The following is a 12,556-nucleotide window of genomic DNA, read 5'->3' as shown; positions in this document are numbered from 1 at the left end:
TTACATCCGTTCCGGCGCCGAGACGCCCAGCAGTTCCAGTCCGTTGGCCAGCACCTGGCTGGTCGCATCGTTGAGCCACAGCCTCGTCCGGTTGGTGTCGGTAATGGGATCCTCGCCCTGGGGCGCCACCCGGCAGGCGTCATACCAGCGGTGGTAGGCGCCGGCGATGACCTCCAGGTGGCGGGCCACGCGGTGCGGCTCGCGCAGTTCGGCAGCTTTGGCCACCACCGAGGGGTAGCTGCCGAGGTACGAGAGCAGTTCGTTTTCGGTGGCGTGGTCCAGCAGGGACGCATCGAAGCTGTCCTTGCCGTTGACACGGCGCTCGACGCCGGCGGCGACGGCGTTGCGGGCGGCGCCCCGGGAGCGCGCATGGGCGTACTGGACGTAGAAGACGGGGTTTTCGTTGCTGTGCTTCTTCAGCAGCTCCGGGTCCAGGGTCAGCGGCGAATCAGCCGGGAACCGGGCGAGCGAGTAGCGCACTGCATCCCTCCCGAGCCAGGAGATGAGGTCCTTGAGCTCGATGATGTTGCCCGCGCGCTTGGACAGCTTGGCACCGTTGACAGAGACCAACTGCCCGATCAGGACCTCGATGTTGACCTCGGGATCGTCACCGGCGGCGGCCGCAATGGCCTTGAGCCGGTTGATGTAGCCGTGGTGGTCGGCGCCGAGGAGGTAGATCTTCTCGGTGTAGCCGCGGTCTTTCTTGGACAGGTAGTAGGCGGCGTCGGCGGCAAAGTAGGTCGGCTCGCCGTTCGCGCGGATCATCACGCGGTCCTTGTCATCGCCGAAGTCGGTGGTGCGCAGCCAGACCGCACCGCCGTCGTCGAACACGTGGCCCTGTTCGCGCAGGCGGGCGACGGCGTCTTCGATCGCGCCGGCGTCGTGGAGTTCCTGTTCGGAGAAGAAGACATCAAAGGCCACGCCGAACCCGGCCAGGGTCTGCTTGATGTCGTGCAGCTGCGCTTTGTACGCGGCGCCCCGGATCACCGGCAGGGCCGCCACTTCGGTGAGCTCGCGGATGCCGGGGTGCTCGCTGAGCACCTCGTGGCCGAGGTCGGCGATGTACTGGCCGGGGTAACCGCCCTCGGGCACGTCCCGGCCGTGCAGCCGGGCGAACACGGAGTTCGCGAACACGTTCATCTGGGATCCGGCGTCGTTGATGTAGTACTCGGCCGTGACGTCGGCGCCGGAGGCCCGGAGGATGCGGGCGATGGCGTCGCCGAGGGCGGCCCACCGGGTGTGGCCGATGTGCAGCGGGCCGGTGGGGTTGGCGGAGACGAACTCCATGTTGACCACGTGCCCGGCGAGCGCGGTGTTGGTGCCATAATCCGCGCCGGCCTCGACGATGGCCTTGGCGAGGGCGCCCGCGGCCGCGGCGTCCACCGTGATGTTCAGGAAGCCGGGGCCGGCGATGTCCACCGCCGACACGCCGTCGATCAATTTCAGCCGGGCGCTGAGGACGGACGCGAACTCCCGCGGGTTGGTCCCGGCCGCCTTGGCCAGCTGGAGGGCGACGTTGGTGGCCCAGTCCCCGTGGTCCCTGTTCTTCGGACGCTCAACGCGCACCTCATCCGGAATCTCGGCCACGGAAAGGGCGATGTCGCCGGCCGCGACGGCGTCCTTCAGGCAGGCGGATATGGCAAGGGAGAGCTCTTCTGGGGTCACCCTTCTAGCCTACCGGTGGGCCCGTGGTGCGGCGGAATTTGGGCCCCGGCATGACGGATGAGGTGACCCGGGGCCCCGGTCCGGACCCCGGCTCCCGACGCGAGGAAAGAATCCGATTTTCCGTTGAGGGCCACCTTCCTGCTAAGCTCTAGGACGTCCCGCTGGAAACGGCAGGATCCCTGACTGCCCTCGTAGCTCAGGGGATAGAGCGTCTGCCTCCGGAGCAGAAGGTCGTTGGTTCGATTCCAATCGAGGGCACCATCGGAACCCCGCCACTTCAACGAAGTGGCGGGGTTTTTTGTGCCTAATCCCGGTGAAAGAACGCGGAAAACCAGCGGCTTTCCCCCTGCCAATTGTCGGTGCCCGCTCGTAGGCTGTGTTCATCGGTGGCGGGCTACCCTGCACGCCCCGAGGCATGAGGGGGTCTCACATGTTCTTTCCACACCGCTTCTTTTCACACCGCTTCTTTCCACACCGCTCCTTCCCACACTGCTCCATCGTTCCGCCCTATTTGCTCCGCCGCCTGGCTGCCCAGGATGAACTCTCCGGAGCGGCCGAAGCCGCCCGCAACGCGCTCCTCCACGTCCCGACCTTCCATGCCGCACGAGCCGAGCTGTCCCTGCTGGCGCCCCCCGGAGTGCGGGGGGCCAAGTCCGGGCCGCCGGAGCGCACCATCTACGATGCCCGGTCCCTGGAACAGCTACCTGGCAGTCCGGTCCGCAAGGAGGGCAAGGCACCCACCGGGGATCCGGCCACGGACGAGGCGTATGACGGGCTCGGCCACACCCACCGGCTCTACGCAGACGCCTTTGGCCGCGATTCCATTGACGGACGGGGACTGCCCCTCGAAGCCTCGGCCCATTACGGCAAACGCTATGACAACGCCTTCTGGGACGGCCGGCAGATGGTGTTCGGCGACGGTGACGGCGAGGTCTTCGGCCGGTTCACCAAGTCACTGAGCGTCATTGGCCACGAGCTCGCCCACGGTGTCACGCAGTACTCGGGCGGCCTCAACTACCGCAACCAGGCCGGCGCCCTCAACGAATCCTTGTCCGACGTCTTTGGCGCCCTCGTGGAGCAGTATGCGAAGCAGCAGTCCACCGCGGAGGCGAGCTGGCTGATCGGCGAGGGTCTGTTTACGGACCAGGTGCAGGGCGCCGCCCTGCGGTCCATGAAAGCGCCGGGGACCGCCTACGACGACGACGTCCTCGGCAAGGATCCCCAGCCGGACTCGATGGATTCGTACGTGCGGACGAGCGCGGACAACGGCGGGGTGCACATCAACTCCGGCATCCCCAACCGCGCATTCTGCCTCGTGGCAACGGCCCTCGGCGGCAACGCCTGGGACGCCCCGGGGCAGATCTGGTACCAGACCCTTTCCGGCGGCACGCTCTCGCCAAACGCCACGTTCGGGGCCTTTGCCCGGGCCACTGCGGCTTCCGCCAAGGAGCTCTTTGGCGCCGATTCCCCGGCACATGACGCCGTCCGGTCGGCGTGGGAAACTGTGAAGGTGAAGCTGTAACCCCAACGCAGCAACCCGGCCGTGAGGATCGCGGACTCGTGAAAGTCCAGGCACATGAAATCGCAGGCTTATGCAGATCACAGTCTCATGAATTTCTCACGCTCATGAAGATCACACGCTCATGAAAATCACAGTCCAGCGCAGCGGCGGCATGGCCGGAATGCCGCGGACGTGGACCGTCCGGCCGGAGCCGCCCGAGGACACCGACCGGTGGCAACCGCTGATTGAGGCCTGCCCGTGGGACGCCGTTGCCGGAACCGGCGGGGCGGCCGGCCAGCCGGACCGGTTCATGTACAGCATCCGGGCAGGCCAACGCCGCGCGGTCCTGCCCGAGCGTGAACTGACGGGGCCGTGGCGCGACCTGGTCGAATGCGCCCGCGCCGCGGCAGAGCAGGCAGCAGGGCAAGCAGCGTCGCCGGATCCCGACTAGCCGCGGCTCCCCCCGCAGCGCCGCCCCTGTAGCGCAGCGCCGCCCCTGTAGCGCAGCGCCGCCCCTGCAGCGCGGCTCCGCATACCGTGGCACCTTAGGCCGTGGCCAGGTGTCCCCGGAACGTGCGCCGGTAGGACTGCGGGCTGGTGTCCAGCGCCTTCGCAAAGTGGTGGCGCAACAAGACCGAATGCCCGAAGCCGGACTCACGGGCGATCTCGTCAATATTGAGCTCCGTGCTCTCCAGCAACTCCTGGGCGCGCAGCACCCGCTGGGAGTTGAGCCAGGCCGCCGGAGTTGCCCCCGTTTCCGAGCGGAAGCGCCGCGCGAACGTCCGTGGCGACATGTGGACCCGGGCCGCCAGTTCGTTGACCGGGTGTTCCTCGTCCAGGTGCCGGACCATCCACTGCAGCAGCTGTTCCATCGGTTCCGAGCCGCACTGCGGAATGGGCCGGTCGATGTACTGTGCCTGGCCGCCGTCTCGGTGTGGCGGCACCACCATGTCCCGGGCGATGGCTGCGGCCACCTTGGCGCCGAATTCAACGCGGACCAGGTGCAGGCAGGCATCGACGCCCGCGGCTGTGCCGGCGCTGGTGATGATCCGGCCGTCTTCGACGTACAGGACGTTTTCATCCACCTGGACGGCGGGATACTTGGCGGCGAGCTCCTGGGAGTAGTGCCAGTGCGTGGTGCAGCGGCGGCCGTCGAGCAGGCCAGCCCGGGCCAGCGCGAACGCCCCCGAACAGATGGACATCACCCAGGCACCGCGGGCATGGGCTGCCCGCAGGGTCTCCAGAACGGATTCGGGAACGTCCTCGTCCCGGCCGTACGGCGCCATCACCACCAGATCCGCGTCCGCAGCCGCCTCCAGCCCCAGACTGACGTGCATGCTCAGACCGGATTTGAGCGGAACGTCGCCCGGTTCCGGGGCGCAGACGCGGAAATCGAAGGCCGGCACGCCGTTTCCGCGGCCCGAGCGATCGACGCCGAAGACCTCGAAAGCCGTCGCGAACTCGAAGATCGAGAAGTTGGGGACCACGATCATTGCCACTGATTTGATCATGAATCCAGTGTGGCAGAAATTATAGCTTTTTGGGCATTTCTGCCACTTCTTTTCATGGGTGCATCGGCGAACCATGGAGGTATGGAACTCCTCGGAATCGCCCTCATCGTCCTGATCCTCGCCGTCGTCGCCGCCACGATCTCGGCCCTGCGCAAAGATGGCCTCGGCCACACCCCGCCCGTCCGCTCGGACGAGTATTGGATGGCCCGGGACCTTCCCAGCGTCAACTACACCCTGCGGACCTTCTGACCCCCGCGCCCCGCCACGGGCCCGGCCCATACGGCCGGGCCCTCACCATGCGGCGTGACTGAACACGGGACAGCGGGCCCCCAGTAGACTGTCTTCAGCCATGACATTGCATATTTCCTACCCCGCCGAGCTGCCCGTTTCCGAGCGCCGCGAAGATCTGATGGCCGCCATCGCGGCCAACCAGGTGACCATCATCGCCGGCGAGACCGGCTCGGGTAAGACCACCCAGATCCCGAAAATGTGCCTGGAGCTCGGCCTGGGCGAGAACGGGCTGATCGGCCACACCCAGCCCCGCCGGCTCGCGGCCCGCACCGTCGCCGAGCGCATCGCGGAGGAACTCGGCGTCGAGATCGGCCAGGAGGTGGGCTTCCAGATCCGCTTCACCGGCGAGGTCAGCCGCTCCACCAAGGTCAAGCTCATGACCGACGGCATCCTGCTGGCGGAAATCCAGCGTGACAAGCTGCTGCGCAAATACAACGCCATCATCATCGACGAGGCCCACGAACGCAGCCTCAACATCGACTTCATCCTCGGCTACCTCAAGCGGATCCTGCCGCAGCGCCCGGACCTGAAGATCATCATCACCTCCGCCACGATCGATCCGGAGCGGTTCGCCAAGCACTTCGGCAGCGAGGACGAGCCCTCCCCCATCATCGAGGTCTCGGGCCGGACCTACCCGGTGGAGATCCGCTACCGGCCGCTCTCCCAGCCTGCGGGCGGCGGCGCCGACGACGACACCGGCGAAGGCGCGGCCTCGGACGACGAACTGGAAGAGGACCGCGACCCGCTCGACGCGGTGTGCGACGCCGTCGACGAGCTCGCCCTGGAGGCCCCCGGCGACATCCTGATTTTCTTCTCCGGCGAGCGCGAAATCCGCGACGCGGCGGAGGCCTTGAACGCCCGCATCCAGTCCAACCGGCGACTGGCCGGCACCGAGGTCCTTCCGCTCTTCGCCCGGCTCAGCCTGCAGGAGCAGCACAAGGTCTTCCACCCGGGCAGAAACCGCCGGATCGTGCTGGCCACCAACGTCGCGGAAACCTCGCTCACCGTCCCCGGCATCAAGTACGTCATCGACACCGGCACGGCCCGCATCTCCCGCTACTCGCACCGCACAAAGGTCCAGCGCCTGCCGATCGAGCGTGTCTCGCAGGCGTCGGCCAACCAGCGTTCGGGCCGCTGCGGCCGTGTCTCCGACGGCATCGCGATCCGGCTGTACTCCGAGGAAGACTTCGAATCCCGGCCGCTGTTCACGGACCCGGAAATCCTGCGCACCAACCTGGCGGCCGTTATCCTGCAGATGACCGCCATGGGCGTGGCCCGGGGGCCAAAGGATGTGGAGAACTTCCCCTTCGTCGAGCCGCCGGATTCGCGCGCCATCAACGACGGAGTCAGCCTCCTGCGCGAACTTGGCGCCCTTAGCGCCGCGGGGCAGGAACCAACGGACGACGGCGACGGACGCAACGGCTCCCGGCGTGCCGGGGCTGCTGCCGGCCGGAACGGCACCGGCCGAAGCGGGGGCGGGCTCACCGCCGTCGGGCAGCAGCTGGCTCAGCTGCCGGTGGACCCGAGGCTCGGCCGGATGATCGTGGAGTCCGGCAAACGCGGCTGCGTCCGGGAAGTCATGATCCTGGCCGCGGCGCTCACCATCCAGGACCCGCGGGAGCGCCCAACCGATAAGCAGCAGCTCGCCGCGGAGAAGCACGCCCGGTTCCGGGACGAGAACTCGGACTTCACCGGCTACCTGAATCTGTGGAACTACCTGCAGGAGAAGCAGCAGGAGCTGTCCTCCACCGCGTTCCGCCGGCTCTGCCGCAACGAGTTCATCAACTACTTGAGGGTCCGCGAATGGCAGGACCTCTTTGCCCAGCTGCGCCAGCTCGCCCGGCCGCTGGGCATCAGCCTGGACAACAAGCGCCTGGCCGATCCCGTGGGCAACCATGACGGCATCCATATCAGCCTGCTCTCGGGGCTGCTGAGTCATATCGGCATCCTCGACGAGCGCAAGCGCGAGTACGCCGGCGCCCGCGGCAGCCGCTTCGCAATCTTCCCGGGCTCGGCACTGTTCAAGAAGTCCCCCACCTTCGTGATGGCCGCAGAACTCGTCGAGACGAGCCGGCTCTGGGCCCGCGTCGCGGCGAAGTTCGATCCGCTCTGGGCCGAGCAGGTGGCCCCGGGCCTGGTCAAGCGCAGCTACAGCGAACCGCACTGGTCCAAGAAGATGGGCGCGGTGATGGCCCACGAAAAGGTCACCCTGTACGGCGTGCCCATCATCCCCAGCCGGCGCGTCAATTACGGCACCGTGGAACCGGAGCTCTGCCGCGAGCTCTTCATCCGCCACGCCCTGGTTGAAGGCGACTGGCAGACCCACCACAAGTTCTTCCACCGCAACCGCGCCCTGCTGCACGAGGTCGAGGAGCTCGAGGCTCGGATGCGGCGCCGGGACATCCTGGTGGATGACGAGACGCTGTTCGAGTTCTACGACGCCCGGATCGGCAAGAACGTCGTGTCCGAGCGGCATTTCGACAAGTGGTGGAAGGACGCCCGGCAGCAGGATCCCGCGCTCCTCGACTTCGACCAGTCTCTGCTGATCAGCGAGGACGCCGCGGCTCTGGATGATTCGGCCTACCCGAAGACCCTGCTGCACAAGGGCTTCGAGCTGCCGCTGAGCTACGAGTTCCATCCCGTGGCGCCCGGCTCGCCGCCGAATCCGTCCGACGGCGTCACCGCCGAGGTCCCCGTGCTGTTCCTGAACCAGCTCGACGACGCCGCGTTCCGCTGGCTGATCCCCGGGCAGCGGGTGGAGCTTGTCACGGCGCTGATCAAGTCGCTGCCGAAGCAGATCCGAAAGAACTTCGTTCCCGCGCCGGACGTGGCACGCCAGGCCGTCGCGGCTCTGGAGGCCGACTTCGATCCCGCTACGGACGAACTCGAACCGTCACTCGAACTGGTGCTGCGCCGGATCCGTGGACAGGTCATCCCGCCCGGGTCCTGGAACTGGGACGCCGTGCCTGCGCATTTGCGGGTCAGCTTCCGCGTGGTGGATTCCCGCGGCAAGGTCCTGGATGAGGGCAAGGACCTCGGCGCGCTGCAGGAGCGGCTGGCCCCGGCCACCCGCCGCGCCATCGCCGAGTCCCTCGGTGCCACCCCGGCCACCACGGCGCCGGCGAAAGGGACGGCGGCCAGGGGGAAGGCCGGTGCGAGCGGGACAGCTCCGGCGAACGGAAGGGACGCGGGCCGGGTTTCCCGGTCCGGCGCGTCGCCGTCGGCCGCTCTGGCCGGCGCAGCATCCGCCGCGCCGGGCGGCTTCGCCGAACTGTCCGGGCTGACGGACTGGACCTTCGGACCTGTCCAGCGCCAGGTCCAGGGCAGCGTCGGCGGCCACACCGTCACCGGCTACCCGGCCCTGGTGGACGAGGGCACGTCGGTGGCGTTGCGGATCTTCCAGACGCAGTCCGAACAGCTGGAGGCCATGCGCGCCGGAGTCATCAGGCTTCTGGCCCTCAAGGTGCCGCCGCCGGACCGCTACATCCTGGAGCACCTGAACAACACCGAGAAACTGACGTTCAGCCAGAACCCCCACGGGTCCGTGAGCGCGCTGATCGCGGACTGCGCCCTGGCCGCCGTCGACAAGCTCACGCCGGCGGAGCTGCCGTGGGACGAGGCGTCGTTCAAGGCGCTCTACGAAAGCGTCCGGGCAGAGCTGATCGACACGGTCTTCACGGTCACCGCCGTCGTCGAACGGATTCTGGCAAGCACCCGCCGGATCGAAAAGCAGCTGAAGGGCACCACGAGCCTAGCTCTGATCAGCGCACTCAACGACGTCAAGAGCCAGCTGGAGCAGCTCGTGTATCCCGGTTTCGTGGCACGCACGGGCTACGCGCAGCTCAGCCAGTTGCCGCGTTACCTCGCGGCGATCGAAAAGCGCCTCGAGAAGCTGCCGGGCAACGTCCAGCGGGACGCCCAGCACATGGCCGCTGTCCAGGCCCTGGAAGACGACTACGACGACGCCGTCTCCGCACTCCTGCCCGGACGGCGGGCCGGTGCGGATTTAACCCACGTGCGCTGGATGATCGAGGAATTGCGGGTGAGCCTCTTCGCCGTCGAACTCGGCACCGCGTACTCGGTGTCCGAAAAGCGCATCCGCGCGGCCCTTAACAAAGTACTGGCGCCGGCATAGACCCCTTGGGGGTGCTGCGCCGGCGCCAGTTCCTGATTGAGTCAGGCGTGAGGAGCTACGCGTCCGGGACGTGCTCCGCGTGCCCGGCCGCACGGAGGCCTTCACGGAGCTTCTCCGCGTTGGCGTCCAGCTTGGCAGGATCCGGGTGCTGGTCGACCGAGCCGAAATCAAAGTCCGCCATCGAGTTGGAGGGCCACACGTGGACGTGCATGTGGTTGATTTCGTAGCCGGCCACGATCAGGCCGGCGCGGGCGGCGCCGAACACGTCCACCTGGACGGCGCCGATCTTCCGGGCAACCTCCATGACCCGGCCGAGGACCTCAGGCGAGGCGTCGGTCCAGCGGTCCACTTCCTCCGTGGGCACCACCAGGGTGTGGCCGTCGGCCAGCGGGCCCACCGTCAGGAATGCCACGACGTCGTCCTCGCGCCAGACGAAGCGGCCCGGGATTTCGCCGTTAATGATTTTCGTGAAGAGAGTGCTCATGCGTCCGCCTTTTCCGCCGGGGACCCCAGGGTGCTGACGTCCAGGACAAAACGGTACTTCACATCGCCGGCCACCATGCGGTCATAGGCTTCGTTGAGCTGGTCCGCCCGGACCACCTCGACGTCGGACACCACACCGTGTTCGGCGCAGAAGTCCAGCATCTGCTGGGTCTCGGCGATGCCGCCGATCAGCGACCCCGCATACGCGATCCGGCGCCGGATCAGCGCGCCGGGATTGACGGGCGGCATCGCTTCCGAGGGCAGGCCCAGCTGGAAGAGCGCGCCGTCCAGGCGAAGCGTGCGGAAGTACGGGTTGAGGTCGTGCGGCGCAGCGACGGTGTCGATGATGACGTCAATGCTCCGGTCCGCCGCCTCCATCGCGGCCGGATCCGTGGAGAGGATGACGTCGTCGGCGCCCAGCTCGCGGGCCGCTGCGAACTTCTTTTCCGACGTCGTGAACACCTTGACCTCGGCGCCCATGGCCTTGGCGATCTTGACGGCCATGTGCCCGAGGCCGCCGAGACCGACGACACCGACCACGTCGCCTTCCTCGACTTCAAAGTGGTTCAAGGGCGAATACGTGGTGATGCCGGCGCACAGCAGGGGCGCGGCCGCGGCGGGGTCCAGGCTCTCCGGGACGCGCAGGACATAGTTGCGGTCCACGACGATGGACGTCGAGTACCCGCCCTGGGTGATGGCGCCGTCGTTGCGGGGATCCTTGGCGCCGTAGGTTCCGATCATGCTGTTTTCGCAGTACTGCTCCAGGCCGTCCAGGCAGCTGTCGCATTCGCGGCACGAATCCACCATACAGCCCACGCCCACGCGCTCACCCACGGTGAAGTCGTCCACCGCCGAGCCGAGACGGGTGACCCGGCCGACGATCTCGTGGCCCGGGATCAGCGGGTAAGTGTCTCCACCCCATTCGCCGCGGGTGGCGTGCACGTCGGAGTGGCACAGTCCGCAGAATTCGATGGCGATCTCAATATCCTCCGCCTTGGGTGCCCGGCGGGACACGGTCAGGGGAACAAGTCCGCTATCCGGTGCGGTGGCACCGTAGGCAGCGACCAGGCGCGCGCCCGGCATCGAGGTGTCCGAGGTCAGATCGGGAAGCGGCTTGGCGAGGGGCGGCGGTACGGGACGTCCGGGAGTCATGATCCGACGCTACCCCCGGGTGCGGCCGCTACGCCAATTCGGGGGCGGGCGGCCGGGGCCGCGCCGGCCACTACGCTCCCCGGGCGGAATCTCCCGGCCGTCAGCTGAGCGAGAGGACGAGATACAGGACTGCAAGGAGCAGTGCGACGGGGGTCATGGTGAGGCGTTCCGGTTTGCTGCGCGAGATCCCATTCATCACCACTCCCAGCGTGAAATACGCCGTCAGCACCCAAACGACAACCGCGGTGGCGGTTTCACTGACCGCTGGCGGGACCATCTGGGCCCTGGCCAGCGCCGCATAGGCAAAAAGCGCGTAAAGGGCAATGGACACCGCGCTTCCGATCCGGAGCCTGGCCGGGAGGACATCGTGCTGTCCACCCCAAGCCATCTTCCCGAACGGCGCCCCGCCGATCAGGGCGGCCTGAAAAATGCTCAGACCGGCCAGGATGGCGCAGGCGACTATCGCGGCAAGCTGAACTACGGCCATGAGGAAACCAATCTCGCGTCCGGCGCCGGGAGATCCCGGCTCCAAAGGTCGGGCATCTCGGGTTCGCCCGTTCGGATGAATTCCAGGAAGGGCGGACAAGGGATCGAGAGAGCAGCCGCCGCTGGAGGTTTCGTGATACGCCGAGTCATGGCCGTTCCCCCGCGCTGGCGTTGAGTACCCGGAGGGCATTGTCGCTAATCCGGTCGAGCTGTAGAACCAATGCTTTGACGTCTACTCCCTCATCAACTCCGTCCTGATGGGTTTCGAGGCCGCGCCAGGCGCGTTCCAGCAGCTCCGCTCCCTTCCGGGATAACGAGATTGTGTTCGCCCGGGCGTCCTCCGGGTGGGGCCGCGCCGTGACCAGATCATCATCGAGGAGCCGTCGGAGCCGCTGGGTGATTGACGCCCGTGACACGTCAAGATTGTCTGCAATTTGTCGTTGCGTTAGCTGGCCGACTGTGCCGATGGTGAGCAGAACCAGGAAAGCTGAATAGCGCATTCCGTGGTGTTCCTGGAGGTAGCGGTCCGCGACCCGGTCCACGAGCAACGTGGCGCGGTGCAGCTTGAAGACAGCGCTCTCTACGATGCCGTGCTGTTCGGTGTTGTCCATATTGTTAAGCAGTTAACTAATATCGGCTTTTGTTGTCAAGGGGGCAACACCGCCGGCCCGCCACAGCAACGCGGGGTCACTTGCGGCCTATGAGGCGGCGGATTTATGGGCGCTAGGTGACCTCGCGTTGCTGTTGCCGGCAGCCGTGTCGGACCTTGGCTTGCCTACCGGCGGTGCTTCGCGGGGGGCCACTGCGGGCAAACTGGACAGGTAGTTCGTGCCGATGTCTGCGGCGGATCAACTGGGGTTTAACTGTCACAGGTGCCCGATAGTCTGATTCCATGGACGGCAATCAGGGGCCCGATGTGGTTCCGGCAGCATCCGGCGGGACTGGCTTCAGGCGCGCCGGGCACGACGGCGGGTCCTTCACCGCGGCCGTCGAGCTGGTGACCGCCGTCCCCGCGGCGACCGACAGTGCCGGACTGATCGACCGGATCCGCCAACTCGAAGACGCCAAATCCGCCATCGCAGCCCGGCAGGCCCGGATCGCTGTGGCTTTCGACCTCCTGCAGCGCCGCGAGCAGGCCGCCGCCGGCATGCCCGCCGCGAAACTCGGGGCCGGGGTCGGCGCTCAGATCGCCCTCGCCCGGCGCGAATCCCCCGCCAAGGGCGGTCGGCTGCTGGGCCTGGCCAAGGCCCTGATCACCGAAATGCCGCACACCCTCGCGGCGCTGGAATCCGGGATCCTCAACGAATGGCGGGCCACGCTGATCGTTCGCGA

General features: G+C 67.3%; 10 protein-coding genes, 1 tRNA gene and 1 pseudogene. 6 read left to right on the top strand and 6 right to left on the bottom strand.

Annotated elements, in window-relative coordinates; genetic code table 11:
* Entirely contained in the window at nucleotides 1-1,665 is a 1,665-nt protein-coding gene (gene argS / locus AB4Y72_RS17885) for an arginine--tRNA ligase (RefSeq protein WP_441427485.1), read from the bottom strand.
* Between the two features lie 185 nt (nucleotides 1,666-1,850).
* Between argS and AB4Y72_RS17880 the strand changes: the two genes are divergently transcribed.
* From AB4Y72_RS17880 to AB4Y72_RS17870, 3 genes are all read left to right on the top strand, one after another.
* Nucleotides 1,851-1,926: transfer RNA gene (locus AB4Y72_RS17880), tRNA-Arg, on the top strand.
* Nucleotides 1,927-2,095: 169 nt separating this feature from the next.
* Nucleotides 2,096-3,187: a M4 family metallopeptidase gene (locus tag AB4Y72_RS17875; RefSeq protein WP_441427484.1), complete on the top strand. Its 1,092-nt coding sequence runs from the start codon at nucleotides 2,096-2,098 to the stop codon at nucleotides 3,185-3,187.
* 121 nt (nucleotides 3,188-3,308) lie between these two features.
* A complete protein-coding gene (locus AB4Y72_RS17870; RefSeq protein ID WP_441427483.1) occupies nucleotides 3,309-3,617 on the top strand; it encodes a protealysin inhibitor emfourin in 309 nt (102 codons plus the stop codon).
* Nucleotides 3,618-3,711: 94 nt separating this feature from the next.
* On the opposite strand, the gene AB4Y72_RS17865 is transcribed toward AB4Y72_RS17870, so the two are convergent.
* Nucleotides 3,712-4,677 (bottom strand): GlxA family transcriptional regulator, encoded by a 966-nt coding sequence (locus tag AB4Y72_RS17865; protein ID WP_441427482.1) that lies wholly within the window; start codon nucleotides 4,675-4,677, stop codon nucleotides 3,712-3,714.
* Nucleotides 4,678-4,758: 81 nt separating this feature from the next.
* Between AB4Y72_RS17865 and AB4Y72_RS17860 the strand changes: the two genes are divergently transcribed.
* Both AB4Y72_RS17860 and hrpA read left to right on the top strand, forming a co-directional pair.
* The gene (locus AB4Y72_RS17860) at nucleotides 4,759-4,926 is read left to right on the top strand and encodes a hypothetical protein (RefSeq protein ID WP_441427481.1); all 168 of its coding nucleotides are present in this window, start codon (nucleotides 4,759-4,761) and stop codon (nucleotides 4,924-4,926) included.
* A 100-nt stretch (nucleotides 4,927-5,026) separates the two neighbouring features.
* Nucleotides 5,027-9,103 (top strand): ATP-dependent RNA helicase HrpA, encoded by a 4,077-nt coding sequence (gene hrpA / locus AB4Y72_RS17855; protein ID WP_441427480.1) that lies wholly within the window; start codon nucleotides 5,027-5,029, stop codon nucleotides 9,101-9,103.
* 55 nt (nucleotides 9,104-9,158) lie between these two features.
* On the opposite strand, the gene AB4Y72_RS17850 is transcribed toward hrpA, so the two are convergent.
* The 4 genes from AB4Y72_RS17850 to AB4Y72_RS17835 all read right to left on the bottom strand — a co-directional run bounded on the left by AB4Y72_RS17850 (nucleotide 9,159) and on the right by AB4Y72_RS17835 (nucleotide 11,835).
* Nucleotides 9,159-9,587 carry an HIT family protein gene (locus AB4Y72_RS17850; RefSeq protein ID WP_441427479.1) on the bottom strand — a complete coding sequence of 143 codons (429 nt, stop codon included), beginning with the start codon at nucleotides 9,585-9,587 and terminating at the stop codon, nucleotides 9,159-9,161.
* Nucleotides 9,584-10,738: an NAD(P)-dependent alcohol dehydrogenase gene (locus AB4Y72_RS17845; RefSeq protein WP_441427478.1), complete on the bottom strand. Its 1,155-nt coding sequence runs from the start codon at nucleotides 10,736-10,738 to the stop codon at nucleotides 9,584-9,586. The genes AB4Y72_RS17850 and AB4Y72_RS17845 overlap by 4 nt, the downstream gene beginning before the upstream one ends.
* 100 nt (nucleotides 10,739-10,838) lie before the next feature.
* Nucleotides 10,839-11,225, bottom strand: a complete 387-nt coding sequence (locus AB4Y72_RS17840; protein ID WP_441427477.1) for a hypothetical protein — start codon at nucleotides 11,223-11,225, stop codon at nucleotides 10,839-10,841.
* A gap of 145 nt (nucleotides 11,226-11,370) precedes the next feature.
* Nucleotides 11,371-11,835 (bottom strand): MarR family winged helix-turn-helix transcriptional regulator, encoded by a 465-nt coding sequence (locus AB4Y72_RS17835; protein ID WP_441427476.1) that lies wholly within the window; start codon nucleotides 11,833-11,835, stop codon nucleotides 11,371-11,373.
* 281 nt (nucleotides 11,836-12,116) lie between these two features.
* Here AB4Y72_RS17835 and AB4Y72_RS17830 point away from each other — a divergent pair.
* Nucleotides 12,117-12,556 (top strand): annotated as a pseudogene (locus AB4Y72_RS17830) (HNH endonuclease); the annotation flags it as partial.

The sequence above is a fragment of the Arthrobacter sp. YAF34 genome (assembly GCF_052113245.1).
Classification (GTDB): Bacteria; Actinomycetota; Actinomycetes; order Actinomycetales; family Micrococcaceae; genus Arthrobacter.
Note: the sequence above shows the minus strand (reverse complement) of the source record. Positions and strands in the feature narration are given on the sequence as shown.

Excerpts from the sequence above, each read along its gene's own strand:
- AB4Y72_RS17845 (WP_441427478.1), bottom strand. The coding sequence starts at position 10,738 with ATGACTCCCGGACGTCCCGTACCGCCGCCCCTCGCCAAGCCGCTTCCC.
- AB4Y72_RS17840 (WP_441427477.1), bottom strand. The coding sequence starts at position 11,225 with ATGGCCGTAGTTCAGCTTGCCGCGATAGTCGCCTGCGCCATCCTGGCC.
- AB4Y72_RS17835 (WP_441427476.1), bottom strand. The coding sequence starts at position 11,835 with ATGGACAACACCGAACAGCACGGCATCGTAGAGAGCGCTGTCTTCAAG.
- AB4Y72_RS17850 (WP_441427479.1), bottom strand. The coding sequence starts at position 9,587 with ATGAGCACTCTCTTCACGAAAATCATTAACGGCGAAATCCCGGGCCGC.
- AB4Y72_RS17865 (WP_441427482.1), bottom strand. The coding sequence starts at position 4,677 with ATGATCAAATCAGTGGCAATGATCGTGGTCCCCAACTTCTCGATCTTC.
- AB4Y72_RS17870 (WP_441427483.1), top strand. The coding sequence starts at position 3,309 with ATGAAAATCACAGTCCAGCGCAGCGGCGGCATGGCCGGAATGCCGCGG.
- hrpA (WP_441427480.1), top strand. The coding sequence starts at position 5,027 with ATGACATTGCATATTTCCTACCCCGCCGAGCTGCCCGTTTCCGAGCGC.
- AB4Y72_RS17875 (WP_441427484.1), top strand. The coding sequence starts at position 2,096 with ATGTTCTTTCCACACCGCTTCTTTTCACACCGCTTCTTTCCACACCGC.
- AB4Y72_RS17860 (WP_441427481.1), top strand. The coding sequence starts at position 4,759 with ATGGAACTCCTCGGAATCGCCCTCATCGTCCTGATCCTCGCCGTCGTC.